General features: G+C 29.9%; 12 protein-coding genes. 3 read left to right on the forward strand and 9 right to left on the reverse strand.

The annotated features are described in order from the left end of the window. Positions 1-187 precede the first annotated feature (187 nt). Positions 188-3,826: a M43 family zinc metalloprotease gene (locus tag ABNT65_RS00915; RefSeq protein WP_348746903.1), complete on the reverse strand. Its 3,639-nt coding sequence runs from the start codon at positions 3,824-3,826 to the stop codon at positions 188-190. A gap of 426 nt (positions 3,827-4,252) precedes the next feature. Further along, positions 4,253-8,326 carry a GEVED domain-containing protein gene (locus tag ABNT65_RS00920; protein WP_348737014.1) on the reverse strand — a complete coding sequence of 1,358 codons (4,074 nt, stop codon included), beginning with the start codon at positions 8,324-8,326 and terminating at the stop codon, positions 4,253-4,255. A 283-nt stretch (positions 8,327-8,609) separates the two neighbouring features. Between ABNT65_RS00920 and ABNT65_RS00925 the strand changes: the two genes are divergently transcribed. After that, positions 8,610-9,353: a DNA-binding response regulator gene (locus ABNT65_RS00925; RefSeq protein WP_348705727.1), complete on the forward strand. Its 744-nt coding sequence runs from the start codon at positions 8,610-8,612 to the stop codon at positions 9,351-9,353. Positions 9,354-9,406: 53 nt separating this feature from the next. Here ABNT65_RS00925 and ABNT65_RS00930 read toward each other — a convergent pair whose 3' ends face one another. Beyond that, entirely contained in the window at positions 9,407-10,132 is a 726-nt protein-coding gene (locus ABNT65_RS00930; RefSeq protein WP_348746904.1) for an SDR family NAD(P)-dependent oxidoreductase, read from the reverse strand. Between the two features lie 514 nt (positions 10,133-10,646). Here ABNT65_RS00930 and ABNT65_RS00935 point away from each other — a divergent pair. Together ABNT65_RS00935 and ABNT65_RS00940 are read left to right on the forward strand one after the other, a co-directional pair. Further along, the gene (locus ABNT65_RS00935) at positions 10,647-11,234 is read left to right on the forward strand and encodes a Crp/Fnr family transcriptional regulator (RefSeq protein WP_348705730.1); all 588 of its coding nucleotides are present in this window, start codon (positions 10,647-10,649) and stop codon (positions 11,232-11,234) included. A gap of 93 nt (positions 11,235-11,327) precedes the next feature. Beyond that, the gene (locus tag ABNT65_RS00940; protein ID WP_348746905.1) at positions 11,328-12,203 is read left to right on the forward strand and encodes a nuclear transport factor 2 family protein; all 876 of its coding nucleotides are present in this window, start codon (positions 11,328-11,330) and stop codon (positions 12,201-12,203) included. Between the two features lie 56 nt (positions 12,204-12,259). On the opposite strand, the gene ABNT65_RS00945 is transcribed toward ABNT65_RS00940, so the two are convergent. The 6 genes from ABNT65_RS00945 to ABNT65_RS00965 form a co-directional block, all read right to left on the reverse strand. Then, a complete protein-coding gene (locus ABNT65_RS00945) occupies positions 12,260-12,814 on the reverse strand; it encodes a hypothetical protein (RefSeq protein WP_348746906.1) in 555 nt (184 codons plus the stop codon). A gap of 287 nt (positions 12,815-13,101) precedes the next feature. Then, entirely contained in the window at positions 13,102-13,266 is a 165-nt protein-coding gene (locus tag ABNT65_RS20975) for an RDD family protein (RefSeq protein ID WP_412766860.1), read from the reverse strand. A gap of 209 nt (positions 13,267-13,475) precedes the next feature. Beyond that, positions 13,476-14,711: a S41 family peptidase gene (locus tag ABNT65_RS00950; protein WP_348746907.1), complete on the reverse strand. Its 1,236-nt coding sequence runs from the start codon at positions 14,709-14,711 to the stop codon at positions 13,476-13,478. Positions 14,712-14,735: 24 nt separating this feature from the next. Next, entirely contained in the window at positions 14,736-15,476 is a 741-nt protein-coding gene (locus tag ABNT65_RS00955; RefSeq protein ID WP_348746908.1) for a hypothetical protein, read from the reverse strand. A 12-nt stretch (positions 15,477-15,488) separates the two neighbouring features. Then, complete coding sequence (locus ABNT65_RS00960) at positions 15,489-16,055, reverse strand: hypothetical protein (protein ID WP_348746909.1); 567 nt, start codon at positions 16,053-16,055, stop codon at positions 15,489-15,491. Positions 16,056-16,218: 163 nt separating this feature from the next. Beyond that, complete coding sequence (locus tag ABNT65_RS00965; RefSeq protein WP_348746910.1) at positions 16,219-17,835, reverse strand: RluA family pseudouridine synthase; 1,617 nt, start codon at positions 17,833-17,835, stop codon at positions 16,219-16,221. Positions 17,836-17,911: the final 76 nt, after the last annotated feature.

Genomic DNA, 17,911 nt, shown 5'->3' on the forward strand with positions numbered 1-17,911 from the left:
AATTATTAAAACGATAATCGTTTATATTCAAACTAACTACTACTACAATACTAAGTTTGCAATGTAAGTAAGCCCTTTCTACTTTTTATTTGGTAGTTGGGCTTTTTTTATAAAAAAAGCAGCCTTATTAATTAAAATAAGACTGCTCGAGAGAAAAACTTCGATAAGGGGTTAACTTTATGAGAAATTATTTAACTATTATGATCTTTTTAAATAAGAAGTTATTCTCTTGCTTTCCTTTAATGAAATACATTCCATTAGGTAGTTGAGGTAAATTAAGCTCAACTTTATGTTGTATAGGCGTTTTAGTAGTTGTATAAATTAACTTACCTTCCATATTAACTACTTGTAAATCCAAACTTTTATTAGAAGGAGTAATTAAGAATATGTTTTCCTTTGTAGGTATTGGATATACTACTACTTTATTATTATAAATAGCGTCACTAATACTAGCGGTATTATCAGAAACCATAATACTGTAATCCTCAACTTCACCAATACCAGAATCTTCACCACAAGCGGAAATATCTGATTTTCCATATGCTTTTCTAATACGCATACGTAAAGGGGTAGCTGTAATAGCATTATTAGGTACAGTTATGTTTGTATTATAAGGTCCAATTCCTGATTTTTTATATACCTGCTCTTGTGTTTCAAATTGTTTGTTGTTATTCCAATCAATCCATACAACAATTACATTAGCATCCCATGTTTCATTTTTAGTTTCAATAGCTATAGAGAATGTATCACCTGATTTAAAGGTGTCAAACTGATTGGTGTAATTTGAATAAGCTTTGAAATCAGAAGTATTATTTACGTTTCCAAATGTAACTTTAGTAATATAAGAATCATCTCTAAGTGTTGAGGCAGGACAATAGTCACCATCAGGATTGGTATCTTTGTCATTGTCAGTGATAGTTCCGGTTCCAGATATTGATCCAGAAGTAATCTTATATGTTTCATTGTCTTCTACAATATCATCATCTATAGTAGGTATGGTTATCGTAAATCTAGAAATACCACTAGGAATAGTAATATTAGTACCATCAAAAGTCACGTTGTTAGAAAAAGTAGGAGCTTGAAAATCGACATTACTATCAGCAGAAATACCATTAATACGCATAGGAAAGCTCACTGATTGCGAGCTAGCTGTTGATAGTACAACAGTGTGTTGGAAGTTATTACCTTCAACTCCGGTAACATTACTAATTGAGTTTATTTTACTAGGGGTATCGTCTATATCGTTACTAATGATTAAACCGTAATCAGCTGTATTTCCACTTTCATATTTACCACAAGCATTTTCTCCAGCATCATTCTTTACAAGATGCCCAGTAACTCTTAAACCAAGTTTTTTACCTATTACAGCACTATTGGGCACGGTAATATTTTCTGTGAATTCATATTCTCCATTGGCATTATAATCTGAAACTTTCACTTCTTTAGAAACCAAAAGTTCATTACTTGTAAATTGACTGTCATAATTCCAGTCTGCCCAAACACGTACACGATTTAAATCGCCATTACCACCATTCCCTTTTTCAGCTTTTATAGTGATAGGGTAGGTGTCTCCAGCTTTTAGTTCTGTACTAACAGAATTAAAATAATTGTCATAAACACTTGTTCTTGGTTTATGGTTTATAGTTGCTAATTTTACATTATTAACACTAAAGTAAGATCCAAATTCAGGGCTACTATCACAATATTTTAATTGAGAAGTAATATATTGAGGTTTTGTTAGCGTTTTTGTTTCTCCTTTACTATTAGTAACCTCTAGAGTAACATCATATTTACCAGCTTCTTTAAATAATATTCCTTGTGGATTTCTTTTATTAGAAGAAGATGGAGTTCCACCTTGAAAAGTCCATTTCCAAGAAGTAATAGTATTACTACCTCCCGCTGTAGAGTTATCAGCAAAGTTAACTTTATCAGAGAAATTAACTATGGTTGGTGTTCCGTAAAACTCCACTGAGAAAGGAGTGTTATCATCAGTTATAGAGATACCATAGTCTTCTGATTCACCGCTGTCTATTGTAGAACAAGCAGAATCACCTTCTTCTCTTTGAACATAATGGACTAGAACCCTAAAAGCAGTTTCGTCTATGTTTATAGAATTTGGAATAGTAATATTTGTATTGTGAGTATAGTTTCCTTGGGCATTGGCTTGGGAGTTTGCATAGGTATGAGATTCTACCAATTCATTATCTTCATAAATGAAGTTTTTATTCCAATCAAACCATATTTGAATTCTAAAGTTGTCTCCATCACCACCTTTACCTTTATTTGTGGTAATACTCAAAGGGTATGTTTTTCCTTTTTGGGTTACAAATTTAATTTTAGAAGTATTATCAGTAGTACCTTCATAAGCAGTTTCGTTTATAGTGCCATTAAAATCTACTTTGGTAATGTGCCCATAAGTGGCATAGCGAATGTTAACATTACAGTATTCTGTATACTCATCTTTAAAAGCAACTGTAAACTTTAATTTTTTATTAAATAATTGATCTACTCCACCCGTAATCATGTTATTTAAAAAGTTTACAATAAGGTTTTCAGTTGAGTTTATTGCTTCATGATTTGTAGCAGTACCTCTTAAGGTGATAGTTGCTTTTGTGTTACTAGTAGCTTCAATTTTACTAGTCAATCCTGTTGGTAAATTGTCTATAATGTAATCGATACCAATAGCAAATTCACCAGAACTTTTACTGAATGTACAGTCTTCACATGTAATGTCTATAGTTTTTTCAATAATACCATCATTTAAAAAGCGTTCTTCAAAAGTTGTAGAAGAAGCTACTACTCTTGCGTTTTGTGCAGTAGCCAATCCTGTAGCAATAAGGTTTTCTTCAGTCCACAATGTATTTCTAGCGACAGAGTTTTCTAAAGCATTCACCATTCTATCTACTTGTCCTTTAGTGAACATTTTATAACAATCTGTGTAATCCATGAAGTTTTCATTATTAATTTCTTGGTTTAAACAGTTTTTAATAACTCTACAACGTGTTCCTGAAGAGTTTTTTTTCTGAGAAGGAGTGTCAGCAACACCATCACCATCATTAGGGTTGTTATTACAAATACCTTTGTCAAAAGTATGGGGTAAATCTAAGTAATGACCAAATTCATGAGTTAATACAGAGCGAAAGTTTTCATTAGTGTTTTTACCTAAATAACTACCATTGTATACAATACGAGCAATGTTTTGATCCGACATACTTTTACTTGGATACCATGCTACACCAGATTTATAAAAATCTCCATCACCTTCTAAATCACGGGTAATATAGATATTACAATATTTATAATTATCCCATGCTACACGTTTTACTTCTGGAGAATTGTAATTAGCCATTCCAGAGGCTTCGTTGTAAAAAACGACCCCAGTGGTAGGGTTACCATTAGGGTCTAATTGAGCTAATTTAAAAGTAATATCAAGAGGTTGCTTAATAGCATCAAAAGGGGCATCTATAGTTGTATAATCAGCATTTAAACCTTGAAAATCTTCATTAGTTAGCTTAAGTGCTTCTTTAATAATGTCTAGGGTAACGGTAGTGCCTCCGTTATAGGTTTTTCCAAAAACATGAAAAACAACAGGAACAACATATGATTTAGCCTTGTTCATTTTTCTAAATTGATTGGAATTTATTTGTTTACGTAACTGTTGTAATTCAGTTTTAGCTTGAGGGTTTAGTTTGTATAATTCTTTGATTGCTTTGTCTGTACCACAAGTGTTTTCATTAAATTCTTGTGCTAAGCTATTAGTGGAAATAAGCGAAATAAAGCTTAAAGCCAAGACAATAAGTTGTTTGGGTAAATTAAAAAGGGACATAACTTACTATTTTAAGGGTGAAATTTTGAGTTTGTTTTGAGTTTAAAGGGGTAAAAGGGTGAGTTTTTTTGCTATAGTTTTATGTTTTACTGGGTTATTATTTTTATTAGTTTTTGATCAAAAAGTATTAAACCTTTATTTGGTTTAATTGCATCTAAAACTCTATAGACTACTTTTTATTGTATAGCTTATTTGAAAATAATAGTATTATTTTACCTTATATTGATATAATTTTAAATAAAAAAGCAACCTTAATACTAAGGTTGCTAATAATTAGGGAAAAAATAAAAGGTGTAGTTCACTCACCCTTCCTACTATTGTTAATTAAGTGAACTACAAGGGTAATAAAGAAGTTATTAGATAGTACCACCATTTACTTTTTTCGCTCCCTGATTATTTTGTAAACGGTGATACTTAAATAGCGCATTATTTGGCTATAATAATCTTTTTATAAGACACTTTTCCTTTTTGAGTACCTCTCATAAAGTAGATACCATTAGGTAATTGCTTTAATGATAGGTTTACTTTATTTGATGTTGGATTTTTGGTGGTTTTATATACAGTTTTTCCTTTTATATCAAGAATGTGTATATTCATTGTTTCAGGTGATGAAGTTTCTAAATACAATACATCTTTAGAAGGAATTGGATATACTGATACTTGATTAAAAGTATTATCAGGATATGATATTCCAGCAGTTGCTCCAGAAATCAAGATAGAATAATCTTCTACCTCACCAAAATAATTATCTTCTCCACAAGGTTCAACATAATCTGAACCATAAGCCATTCTAACACGCATACGCAATGACTTATCTGTAATAGCATTTGAAGGTACTGCAATATCAGAGGAGTATGGACCAGCTCCATATAGTTTATAAACTCTTTCTGTTTCTTCAAATTGTCCATTGTTATTCCAATCAATCCAAGCTCCAATAGCATTGTAGGTCCAATGGTCATTTTTAGTAGTAATATTTAGTGTAAAAGTTTCACCAATTGTAAATGTATCAGACATACTTGTATAATCTGAGTATGGTTGATGTTCAGAAGCGTTACTAATATTTCCAAAAGAAACATTGGTGATATGAGAATCATCACGAACAGTTGAAGCAGTACAATACTCAATAGGTGTTGTATCACTTGAAACTATGATAGAATAATCTTCTACTTCTCCAAAATAAGAATCCTCACCACAGGGGGTAATCTTGTCTTCAGATCCATATCCTTTTCTAATTCTCATTCGTAAAGATTTACCAGTAACAGCGTCTTTTGGTACTGTTATATCTGCTACATAAGGACCACCTCTAAAGGCACTGAACACTTTTTCACTTTCTTCAAACTGTTTGTTATCATTCCAGTCAATCCAAGCACCTACAGCATTATAGGTCCAAGTATTCATTTTAGTTTCTATAGTTAAAGTAAAGGTAGTTTCTGGTTCAAAAGTATCTGACATATTTGAGTAGTCAGAGTACCCTTCATGTTCAGATGAGTTTTCAACAGTTCCGTATGTTACTTTTGTAATGTATGAATCATCTCTAGTTGTAGATGCTATACAATAATCACTAGGATTAGTATCAGAGTCATTATCAGTTATCACGCCACTAGCAGTTATGGAACCAGATTTAATAGTGTATGATTCATTACTTTCTACATCAGAATCATCAATAGTTGGAATAGTAATTTTAAAACTAGCAATATTAGCAGGAACAATTATGTTAACTCCATTATAAGTGACTCCATTACTAAAAGTTGCAACACCAAAATCATCACCTTTAGTAGCAGTCTCATCAGTGATGCTTAAAGGGTAAGTTTCTTCTTTACTTGTAGTATTTGTTAAAGTAACGGTATGTTCTAAGTCTGTACCTTCTAAAGCTACAGCACTACTGATTGTACTTATTTTTGGAGATTCGTTTCCACTACCATCTACTATGTTAATTCCATAATCAGAAGTGTTACCACTATCATAGCTTCCACAAGCTGTTTCACCTCCTTTTCCATCAACATAATGACCAATAATTCTAAGCGCTACTTTTTTTCCTATTGCAGCATTATTAGGAACAGTTATGTTATCAGTAAATTCAAATTCATCATTTGAATTATAATCAGAAGCTTTAACTTCTCTAGAAATCATTAATTCATCTTGTGAAAATTGACTATCAAAATTCCAGTCAGCCCATACACGTACTCTGTTAACATCACCATTCCCACCGTTACCTTTCTCAGTTTTTATTGTAATAGGGTAGGTTTGTCCAACAGTTAAATTGGTAGTAACTGTATCGTAATAACTATAAGAATTACTCTTAAATGGTTCATGGTTAATAGTAGCAATTTGAACTTTATTTACATTAAAGTATGTGCCAAAATTAGGACTACTATCACAGTATAATAATTTAGAAGTAATATAATCAGTTTTGGTTAATGTTTTGGTAGCTCCAGTAGCTGTAGTTACTTCAAGAGTTACGTCATATTTCCCTGCTTCTTTAAATAAAATACCTTTAGGGTTTCTTTCTGTTGAAGTAGAAGGAGTTCCTCCTTCAAAAGTCCATTTCCAAGCATTAATATTATCTCCATTATCAGCAACAGAAGTATCTGAGAAGTTAACTTCATCTGAGAAGTTTACGTCAGTTGGTGTTCCGTAAAAATCAACAGTAAAAGGAGTGTCTTGATCTAATACGGTAATACCATAATCTTCAGATTCTCCACTATCAATAGTAGAACAAGCTGTATCTCCTTCATTGCCTTGTACATAATGTGCTAATACTCTAAAAGCAGTGTCACCTAGACTAATATCTGAGGGGATCGTAATATCTGTAGTATATGTATAATTACCATCAGCATCTGCTTGCGCATTTCCATAAGAATGTGTTTTTACTAATTCACTATCGTCATAAATAAAATCTTTATTCCAGTCAAACCATACTTGGATTCTTAAATTATCTCCATTGCCTCCCTTTCCTTTATTTGTAGTAATACTTAAAGGATATGTTTGCCCTTGCTTAGTTTTGAACTTTATTTTGGAAGTATTATCAGTTGTACCTTCATAAGCTGTTTCATTAACAACACCATTGAAATCTACTTTTGTTATATGTGTATAAGTAGCGTAACGAATATTTATATTACAATATTCAGTGTATGTATCTTTAAAGTTAACCTTAAATTTTAAGTTTTGATTATAAAGTTGTGAAGCGCCTCCACTAATCATTGGGTTTAAAAAATTAAGTGTTAAGTTAGAAACTGAATTAGTAGCTTCATGATTGGTAGCGTTACCTTCCAGAGTTAAAGTAGCTTTATTGTTAGATACTGCTTCTAACTTTGCAGTCATACCAGAAGGGATGTTATCAATTGAATAGTCAGTATCTAGTGTGTAATTCCCTGAACTTTTAGTGAAATTACAGTCAATACAGTTGATCTCTATAGATTTTTCAATAGCACCATCATTTAAAAAACGCTCTTCAAAAACATTAGAAGAAGCAGTTACTCTAGCTCCAAGATCTTGAGAAAGCCCAGTAGCTATTAAGTTTTCATCTGTCCATAAAGTGTTTCTTGTAACAGAGTTTTCTAAAGCGTTTACCATACGGTCTACTTGTCCTTTTGTAAACATTTTGTAACAATCTGTATAATCCATGAAATTTTCATTATTAATTTCTTGGTTTAAACAGTTTTTTATAACGTTACATTGAGTACCAGCTGAGTGGTTTTTCTGAGAAGGAGTATCAGCTACACCGTCCCCATCATTAGGATCATTATTACAAACCCCTTTATCAAAAGTATGCGGTAAGTCTAAATAATGGCCAAATTCATGAGTAAATACAGAACGAAAGTTTTCATTTGTATTTGTACCTAGATAGCTTCCGTTGTATACAATACGAGCTATATTTTCGTCTGACATTCCTTTGCTAGGGTACCAAGCAACACCTGAGTTATAGTGGTCACCATCATCATACAAGTCCCTTGTTATATATATATTACAATATTTGTAATTATCCCAAGCTACTTGCTTTACAATAGGAGATCCATAATTTCCCATTCCTGAAGCTTTGTCATAAAACACGACTCCAGTTGTTGGGTTTCCATCTGGGTCTAATTGTGCCAACTTGAATGTAATATCAAGAGGTTGTTTTATAGCATCAAAAGGTGCATCAATCGTTGTATAATCGGCATTCAAACCTTGAAAATCTTCGTTTGTCAGTTTTAATGCTTCTTTTACAATATCTAATGTTACTTTACTTCCACCATTAAAAGTATTTCCAAATACATGTACTACTACAGGTACAACATAAGATTTAGCCTTACTTTTATTATGTAGTAAAGATTTTGTTTGCTGTCGTAACTGGAAAAGTTCCAGTTTAGAGTTCGGTTTCGCTTTGTGTAAAGCATCCATGGCCTGATCAATACCGCAGGTCGTCTTTTTAAACTCTTGAGATTTGGCAACCCAAGAACTTAAAGCTAATGAGCTTACAATGAGTAAACGAATTAGTCTTTCCTTTTTTAGAAGGGTCATAATTTATAAAGTTTATAGTTGTGGGTAAAGATATGTATTTAATACTAGTTGGTACTGGTTGGTTTTTTGTTTTAGTAATATTATTTTATCATAAATGTAAAAAATGGTTATAATTTTTAATAAAGCTGTGGTTTGTTGCGTGGTTTAAGTAATTAATTGAAAGTTTTTTAACTTTTTTGTTGTTAAGTGGTTGGGTTTTTTGTCTTTTTTTAACAAAAATAGAAACTCTTATAAAGAATATGAAAAATTAGTTTTGTACGTAAAATAACTATACTTTTATAGTATGAACACATTACGACTATTACTACTTGAAGATTTAGATAGAGAAGCTTCTGGCTTGATAACTTTTTTAGAAAATAATAATTACGAAGTAATACGAGTAGCTAATACTGCTGAGGCAGAAAGAGCTATTAAAAACCGCTTTTTTGATGTTGTTATTTTAGATATAATGATAGATGGAAAGCCCGATGGAATTGATTTTGCAAAAAAAATGAATGAAGATGGTTTAGAAATTCCATTTTTATTTTTAACCAGTATGCAGAGTAAGGCAATTTTTGATGAAGCAAAATTGACTAACCCGATGGTTTATTTATTAAAACCTTATAATGAGTTAGAGTTATTATACTCATTAGAATTAGCTATAGAGTCTTGTTATCAACAAGCTAATAGTATTAGTTTTAGTGAGAAAAGTGCAGTATTAAGTCCTTCCTATTTATTTATTAAAAAGAAAAGGAGCGTAGTTAAGGTAGATGTAAGTAATATCAACTACATAGAGGTTAAGGAGAAGTATTGTAGCTTGTTATGTGATGATGGTATTTATTTAATAAAACTATCCTTAACTAAGTTGAAAGAAATGCTTTCTAATCCTGATTTTAGACAAGTACATAGAAACTATTTAGTAAATGTTAAAAAAATAAAAGAAATATATTTTGAAGATAATTTAATAATTCTTCAAAATAAAGAACAAGTTCCGTTTAGTGAGCGTTATAAAAATGCTTTTATAAAAGATAACACTATTTTTAGGTAAAATATATTAGATTTAATGCACAGGAGTTAACTCTTGACTATTGTATTAAAAAATTAAAGGTTTCTAATATCAAACACACTTCCATTAGGGAGTGTGTTTTTTGTGTCTATTTCGTATATGGTGTTAGCAACAAATTCTGGACTGTATAGTTGATTATTTTCTTTTAAGTCAATAAAACGTTGCAAGTTTTTAAAATCTTTTATATCAGTACTTCTTATTTGCATTTGCATATCGGTATCAACTACTCCAGGGTATAATGAAATACAATGTATTCCATTTTTTTTATATTGTTGCTCAGCTGCGATAGCCCTAGTAAGCATATCCAAAGCAGCTTTAGTAGTACAATAAATACTCCATCCTTCATATGCTTTAATAGCAGCACCAGATGAGATATTAATTATTTTTTTGATACTTTTTAACTCTTGAGTCAACTTAATAAATAAGCTACACAAAATAGTAGGAGTAGCAGTATTTACTTGAATCGTTTTTAAAATATCTTCTGAATCAATATTTTCAATATTAGAAATTGTACCAAGTCTACCAGCATTATTAATTAAAGTTATAGAAGTAATAGATTGCTTTTTTATTTCATCAAGGAGCATTTTAAATTTTAGTTTAGTTTCCTTTGAATTATTTAGATCTATAGAAATTTGAGTAACATTTTGCAAATCAACAATACTTCTTGCTAAAGAGTATACTTTATAATTTTCAGAGGCATATTTTTCAGCTAATGCTTTTCCAATGCCTTTACTGGCACCCGTTATTATTACAATATTCATAAAGTAAAGGTACATAAAAAAGAAGTGATTATTCTTTTAAATGTCGATTAATGCCACTCATCTATACTTTCATTTCATTTTAACGAAGCTTTGTAGTAGCTAAACTTAATTGTCTAGTAAGTGTTCCAATACCGTTGTATTTTTATCACGAAGTTTTTCATTATTAGATTTTAAAATTGGTTTTTAGTTTAGCTCTCTTTGGAGAGCTTTTTTTATGTTTTAATGGTAACTAGGTATTCAATTAAGGGAAAACCCTTAGTTGTTTTTTAGGGGTAACCCTTATCTGAAATTTGATTAAAATTCTCTAACTTGCAGATGTGTTTGCTAGGGAATGTCGAACACGAAAAAGCATTCTGCTAATATTTAAGGGATAATTCCCTTTCAGAAATGAAAGGGAATTTTTATTTCTTTTTATCCAGTTATCCAGCCTTTAAGTAAAAAATCAAAATTAAATAGTAAAAAGAATACTTACAATTGTATTTATCGTTTATTGCATGAGTATTATTTACGTATTATGAGTTATACATTATTAAGAAAAGATATAGAAAAGTATCTTGAGTTTACTGACAATGAATTTTACATTTATAAGCAAGCTTTTGTAAAACGAGCAATTTCTAAAAAAAAGTTTTTATTAAGACAAGGTGAGATTTGTAGTTTTGAAGGTTTTGTAACTCAAGGATGTTTTCGAATTTTTACATTGGATGAATCAGGTAACGAACATACTTTATACTTTGCTATTGAAGATTGGTGGATTACGGATATTGATAGTTTTACAAATCAAATTCCATCATTATTATCTATACAAGCTTTGGAAGATAGTGAGGTGTTACTTGTTTCTAAAAAAGAAAAAGACTTATTATTTCAAAAGTTACCTAAAGTAGAAAAACTGTTTCGAATAATGACTCAAAAAACAATTGTAGCTTTACAGCGTAGAATGATTAGAAAACAGAGTTTAACAGCTGAAAAACGTTATTTATACTTTCTAGAAAAATATCCGAAAATAGCTCATAAACTTACTAATGTACAATTGGCGTCTTATTTAGGAATATCACATGAGTTTTTAAGTAAGATTAGAAAAAAAGTAGTTCGTAATATTTCTTAGTTTATAAAACTGTTTTTATTTATTGAATTAGTTCAATGTTTTTGAATATTGTAGCCAATAGCTTTGTTGTGTATAATTAAAACATAACAAATAATGAAAATAAAAAAAGCATTGTTGCTCATAACTATTACTATTTCCTCAATAGGATGTTCAGATTCAGATGTAGAAAATACATTACTATTAACAGATGAGAATGATATTAAAAGGCATGTTATTGGAGCTTTAAAAGTTGTAGATACTTCCAATGGTAATGCAATTACTAAATATTTTGATACAAATTTTAAAGAACATAACCCTAAAAAGGAAGATGGGATTGATGGATTAAAAAAAGCTTTTGAGAATAATTTAAAGAATGAAATTCAATTTAAAAGAGAAGTAGCAAGAGTGTTAGTAGAAGGTAATTTAGTATTTGTACATTCTAGGTTAGTAACTATTGCAAAAAATGAAACAACTTCAGAAATCATCGGGGATATTTTTAAAGTAGTAAATGGAAAAATTGTAGAGCATTGGATCACAGAGCAAATAGAAACGCATAAAGATAAAACAGCTAACGGAAATAGTATGATAGATGGAGAAGGAAATCCTGAAGCAAGTATTACTCAAGAAAATTTAGTCCGAAATAAAAAAAACTTAAAAGTAGTTATTGAGAAAGTAATAGGAAATGCAGAGTATAATTTAATACCTGATTTTTTTGGAAAAACATATATACAGCACAACCCAGGAATTGATAATGGAGTGAAAGCCTTACAAGCTTTTTTAACAAGCTTAGGCAAGCTAGATGTTGAAATTAAACAAATAATTGCACAAGGAGATTTAGCCGTAGCTTTTTCTCACTATAAAAACCCAGCAAATAAAGGCTTGGCAATTATGGATTTGTTCAGATTTGATGTTGAAGGGAAGGTCGTTGAACATTGGGATGTAGTGCATAGCATTCCAAATGACTCATTAAATAGTAATGATTTTTTTTAGAAATTTTTTTATAAAAAACTCTCTGAAATTTATAGTTTACAGAGAGTTTTGTGATTTTATTGAGCAGGAGTAGACTCGGTAGCTACTTTTCTTAATAACTCTTGTTTTTGAAGCTCTGCTGAGGTTTTGATAATAACTTCATATAGTTTAGCATATGCTTCTGGTTTAACATCACCATTATAAGCTGATTCATTTAATCTATATAAAGAAGTTCTTAAAAAGTTAAGTGAGTGTGATTTTATAGTTAATTGCTTTACTAACCTTTCAACAAAAGCTGAGGTAGCTGCATCAATACTTACTTTATCTTTTAAGTTAGCCGATACGTTTGCTAAAAACTTTTTGATAGTTTCAAAAATAGCATCTGGTTGTTCTTCACTTAAATATTTGAACTTAAAAGCGCCATCTTTACTTTTTACAACATTAAAAACCCCCATTCGTTTTGTGGCATCAAAAACAAAAGTACCAGTAGATAGCTCAAAGCTTCCGTCTTTTGCAGTTACGTAGTTAGGCGGTATGTATGCCGCAGCATCATCGGCATCAATAGAGACAGCTTTTTGAGCATACGTTTGAAGCGTAATACCCAACAGGAAAATAAAAAACCAATTTTTCATGGGGATAAATGTTTAAAATTAAAGGCGGTAAAACTAGCTAATTATTTTTTAAACTTTCTAATAATAATGTTAATTTTCAGTTAGTTAAATGTTTGTTTTTGTAGCTTAAAGGAGCTTACCATAGAAAAGAAAGTAGGTAACAGTATATAAAAGTTACTAGTAAAGTAATAAAAGCATCTAAATCTAACTTTATTAATTTTATATCCACCCATAATGATATTAGTTTTTGACTATGGCAAGGAATTATTTTGGTATTAGCAATCATATCTCCAATTCTTCTATTTGAATTAAAAAAAACTAACAATTATTTCTATGAGCCAAAGAAAAATGGTTAAGTTTCTAGTAAGGCATTGAAATTTACTGGCAGGTTTATTGGTTTTTATATCAATAACCTGAAACCCTAAGATTCTTTTGGAAATACTTTTAGTATAAAAAAAAATCTTTATTAAGATAAATTACAATGATTATATAGAATAGAACTTTATTATAGACAAGTAGTGTAGGTTTAATTAAAGGTAAAACTAGTTCAAGAAGTATTAAAGGTATAATTAAGAGTGAAATAAAACAATGATCAAGTAGCATACTAAAAAGTCTTTTAAACTTTTTGTTTTTATGGAGGATACTTGACAATTGATTATAGATCATACCGTGGTTGTAATTGTTAGTTATCTTTTCTGCTTAACATTTGTAAGGCTTTTTCTAAAGTTTCATCTTTAGCAAGCGTAGTTTGTTTCACGTAATTTAGAGGAATGTATTTTTCTCTAGGCGTACCATTCACATGATATAATTTTTCTTCAGATAATTGATAACCGTATTTTTGATGTTTGAATTGATATCCAAAAACAGCTCCTGCCAGTCTTGTTAATTCTGTACCAATTACAGTCGCTCTTTGCATACCTTCAAAACCTATAGTAGTTCCTTCACCCATACTACCTGTCCATCTACCAGCCAAAACAATAAGAGGTTTGGTATATTGTTTCCCTCTTGGATTTACATATTCTATCCAACTTCTTCCAACTTTTGGTTGGTTGTCCCAGCTTTCATCAGCAAGAACATGTTTTTGGTAAGGTAAATCCTTATTTATAAACCTACTCATAATTCCCCTAGCAATGTAGGAATCTCCTCCGCTAATTGTATTACGTAAATCCAGTATTAATCCATCAGTGTTTAGTAGGCTATTTAAAGCTTTGTCAAAAGCCGAAATTAAACTATTTTTTCCTAAAGAATTATGAATACGTATAATTCCAAAGTTTTTCAATTTTGTTACGCTTAACAAGTCTTTTTCTTTTTTAATTTGGATTGCATCCAAATCTAACTGAATTTGTTTTCCGTTAGTTAATTTTAAACTAACAATTCTAGGTTGGTTATAAATACCAGCTAAGATTTTATTAAGAATCCATTCCTTAACCTCAGGGTTATTTTTGTTATGACAATGTGTAGGAAAGTCTTTAATTGCTTTTTCTATAGGAATTTGGTTAAATGCTAAAATTTTAGCCCCTAAAATAGGTTTTTTTATAGGAGTTGTTTGAGATATCCATACATTAGAAATTGTAGGCGTATAGTTTTTGAAAGTAGCATATATAGGAGCATATAAACGATAAGAAGATTTTCTGTTGGTATTTAAATTGACATGGCTGTCGTATAACTCATCCAATAAGTATTCAAAAAACAATACGGTTTCTTCTTCTGTTTTTATATTGGGTATTTGTTTTTGGTAATAGCTTTTTAAACAATCAATACTAACCTCCTTATTTTTCAAATAAATATAATTTTTAGAAATATCATTGATTACTTTGTTTAGGTCTTCCTTTATTTTAACAGGATCAATTTTATACTGTTGTCCAAAAAGGTAAATTGTACTTGAAATAGTTAGTATAACTGAAAGTAATGTTTTCATGTGTAGGTTGTAGTAGATTATTTTTTAGGGGGAATATACAATGAAAAAATCAAAACCATAACCATGATGAAGAAGTGGTTCTTCATAAATAGTATTTATTAAAGTGTCAAACTTTATAGCTTGCTTTTTTTCATTTGCTATAGAAGTACCTTGCCCCATTTCTAAATGGCCAATAATAAGTTGAATTCCTTTTGTAGTAAATCTTCTAATAGAACTTAAATTATAGAAAGTCAAATTATCAGAAAAAGTCATACTTTTTTTATAAGAAGAAAACTTATTAAGACTTATACTTTGCTTTTTATCTTTATATACCAGATAGTTTTTATTAAGGATAGTATCATTTTCAACATAGAGTATGTTGCACTTTTTTTGAAAACCGCAGAATGAAATATGTTCAGGTTTAAAAAGATTAATTGCTTTGTATTGTTGTTTTACAGTTTTATAAGCTTTTAAATAAATTCTATTTAACTCCTCCAAGTAGGTTTCTTTTTCAATAGATTTGGAATAAAACTCTTTAGTACTTTTTAAAGTAGTATCTGAATTATACACAGAAATATATGTTTTTAATTCCCATGAAACATTAGGGAATTTAAAACTATCTTTATCAGTTTTTAAGTAAGAATCTCTACTAATATAAACATCAAAAGTGACTATAGTTTCTTTATTTACTCCAAAAGGAAATATTTTAAATTGCTCAGCAGATAAACAAGCAAAAGAAGATTGTAAACAAAATAAGAATAATAACGTGAATCCTTTTTTAAACATTTTCGTATTGTTTTATAGCTCAATTTCTTTAACAAAAGTAGGGGAGTGGTTTATACCAAATCTTCCTTGTTGAAACTTTATTTCTACTATAGATTTATACTTTTTTAAAGTATGAAAAGTTAAAGAGTCAATTTTTATAAGAACATTTATACTTTTTTTATAATTAGGAAGGCGGAGAGATTCTATAAAGTAGCCATTTTCTCTTTTATTGATATAAGAAATTTTATACTGTTTCGTCTGTTCAGATAAACTTTCCTGTCGGTTTAAATACAGTTCAACTCCAAGAAAAGCTTCTTGAGATATATTAAATGTACATATAGAGTAAAGAATATGACTTAGAACTAATATTAAAATAGGAGATTTTTTTTCTTTTATTTCCTGAATTATATTCTTTAAGAAAAAAATGATACAAACAATGATGAAAAAGAGTAAAATAAGGTAAAACTGTTCTTCTTTTAACTTTTTAATATTAATATAACTATGAAGCTGTACTTCTCTAGGGTATAAGTACAAAGATGAGGTTAATAATATTGATACTAATATAAAAGGGATAAAATACTTTTTCAATTTTTGTAACATAAACAGCTTCTTTTCGTTTTTAAACAATTATTAATATGGCTTTTCAGTCAGCACGCAAATTTACTATAAATAAAAGAAAGAGATTCATAAGTTTTAATAAAGTGATTGTATAAGAAAGATTTATATCCCAATAAACGCATGAAAGGTATTACTAAAATATGTTTTAAAAAGGGCAGGGAATTGTAAATTCAACTAATAGTTGTGTTTTAGGATGCACAAATCTTATGTATTCCGCATGTAAATGCAATCGGTTGGCTTTTGTTCCGTATAAATCATCACCTACAATAGGCGTATTTAGTCCTAAATGATGTGCCGCATGTACTCGTAATTGATGCGTTCTACCCGTTACTGGGTAAAAATAGATTTTTGTTTGTGAGTTGTCTGTAGAAATTATTTCCCAATGTGTAATCGCTTTTTTTCCGTGTTCATAACAAACTAATTGTTTTGGCCTATCGTTTAAATCTACTCGTAAAGGTAAATTAATAGTCCCTTTTTGTTGTGTAATAACACCATTTAACAAGGCAACATATCTTTTTTGAACCGTTTTTTCAATAAATTGCTTTTGTAATTTTTGATGCGCTTCTTTGGTTTTAGCAATCACTAAAACTCCAGAAGTAGACATATCTAATCGATGTACTATTAACGGTCCTGTAGCATTAGGAAATTGTTTTTTTGCTAAACTTTCTATAGTATGTTTAATTTCTTTGCCAGCAACGCTTAAAAACTCTTCAGGTTTATTTACAATAGCTAGTGATTCATCTTCATAAAAAATATCTAAATATTGTGGTTGGTTTAATGAATGTAATAACGAATTTTTAGCTACGGGTAAACCTTGTAACATAAAGCTTAATATAGGTTTACATTTTCCAGTACAAGCAGGATAATAATGCAAGTGTTTTCTTATAGAAGTAGCTAAAGGCGCTCCCCACCAAAACTCAGCTAAAGCTATAGGTTTTAGCTGGTGTTGAAAAGCATATTGAAATAATTTAGGGGCACAACAATCGCCAGCACCTGCAGGTATTAATGTTGGATTACTCTCAAACAATTGCAATAAATTTTGAGTTTGTTGTTGTGCGTTCAAAAAACGATAATGTTCAAATATTTTTTGTTGAAGAGTAGCAGAAAGTTCAGCACGTTGTTTTGATAGTTTAGTTGTTTTTTTTTGGAGCTGTGAATATATTTTTTGACAAGGTGCTAGTTTATCATTTAAATAAACAGCATATTCTTTTAAATAAAACTCTTCGTTTATGTTTTTTTGATTATCTATTTCATTTAATGTTCTTCTTTGCTTTCTACGTTCTTTTATTTTAAACTGCTCAGTTACTAAAAGTTTATCATATTCATTTTTTAAAGTAAGATACTGTTGTTTAGCGGTAAGGTAAGTTGTATTGTTTTCTATAGAAAGAATCTCTTTATTAATATTATTAAGTTGTTCTTCTGTTTTTAAGTAGAATCCATTTGGTTGAAGAATGTCATATACTGGAGGAACAAAGTGCTTATGAATAGTTTGATCGGCTAATTTACCAGAGAAAGCACATAAATACCCCAGATTTTCTTGAACATCTTTAACAACTAATACTCCAAACATTTTTCCAACAGCTTTTTCTTTACCATTTAAACCAAAGTTATGTATGAAATCTGTTTGTTTTTGTAAATACTCCTGTAACTCTTTAGCTGCTATTTGTGCAATAGTATTTGGTGTATAATAATGTGGATAATCAAGTTTTGTAGGTAACTCACTATTATTTATGTTAGTAGTAAAACGATGTAACTTTTCCATATATAAGTAAACTACTTTTAGGGAAGCCAAAAAGGTATTTAATAAGTGGCTTAGGTTAATTTAGAGGGAAAACCTA

This window comes from Tenacibaculum sp. 190524A02b, from assembly GCF_964036645.1.
GTDB classification, from domain to species: Bacteria; Bacteroidota; Bacteroidia; order Flavobacteriales; family Flavobacteriaceae; genus Polaribacter; species Polaribacter vairaonense.

Bases quoted from the DNA above. Each gene is read 5' to 3' on its own strand.
- ABNT65_RS00925 (WP_348705727.1), top strand. From the start codon at position 8,610: ATGAACACATTACGACTATTACTACTTGAAGATTTAGATAGAGAAGCT.
- ABNT65_RS00955 (WP_348746908.1), bottom strand. From the start codon at position 15,476: ATGTTTAAAAAAGGATTCACGTTATTATTCTTATTTTGTTTACAATCT.
- ABNT65_RS00965 (WP_348746910.1), bottom strand. From the start codon at position 17,835: ATGGAAAAGTTACATCGTTTTACTACTAACATAAATAATAGTGAGTTA.
- ABNT65_RS00935 (WP_348705730.1), top strand. From the start codon at position 10,647: ATGAGTTATACATTATTAAGAAAAGATATAGAAAAGTATCTTGAGTTT.
- ABNT65_RS00960 (WP_348746909.1), bottom strand. From the start codon at position 16,055: ATGTTACAAAAATTGAAAAAGTATTTTATCCCTTTTATATTAGTATCA.
- ABNT65_RS00940 (WP_348746905.1), top strand. From the start codon at position 11,328: ATGAAAATAAAAAAAGCATTGTTGCTCATAACTATTACTATTTCCTCA.
- ABNT65_RS00920 (WP_348737014.1), bottom strand. From the start codon at position 8,326: ATGACCCTTCTAAAAAAGGAAAGACTAATTCGTTTACTCATTGTAAGC.
- ABNT65_RS00930 (WP_348746904.1), bottom strand. From the start codon at position 10,132: ATGAATATTGTAATAATAACGGGTGCCAGTAAAGGCATTGGAAAAGCA.
- ABNT65_RS00945 (WP_348746906.1), bottom strand. From the start codon at position 12,814: ATGAAAAATTGGTTTTTTATTTTCCTGTTGGGTATTACGCTTCAAACG.
- ABNT65_RS00915 (WP_348746903.1), bottom strand. From the start codon at position 3,826: ATGTCCCTTTTTAATTTACCCAAACAACTTATTGTCTTGGCTTTAAGC.
- ABNT65_RS00950 (WP_348746907.1), bottom strand. From the start codon at position 14,711: ATGAAAACATTACTTTCAGTTATACTAACTATTTCAAGTACAATTTAC.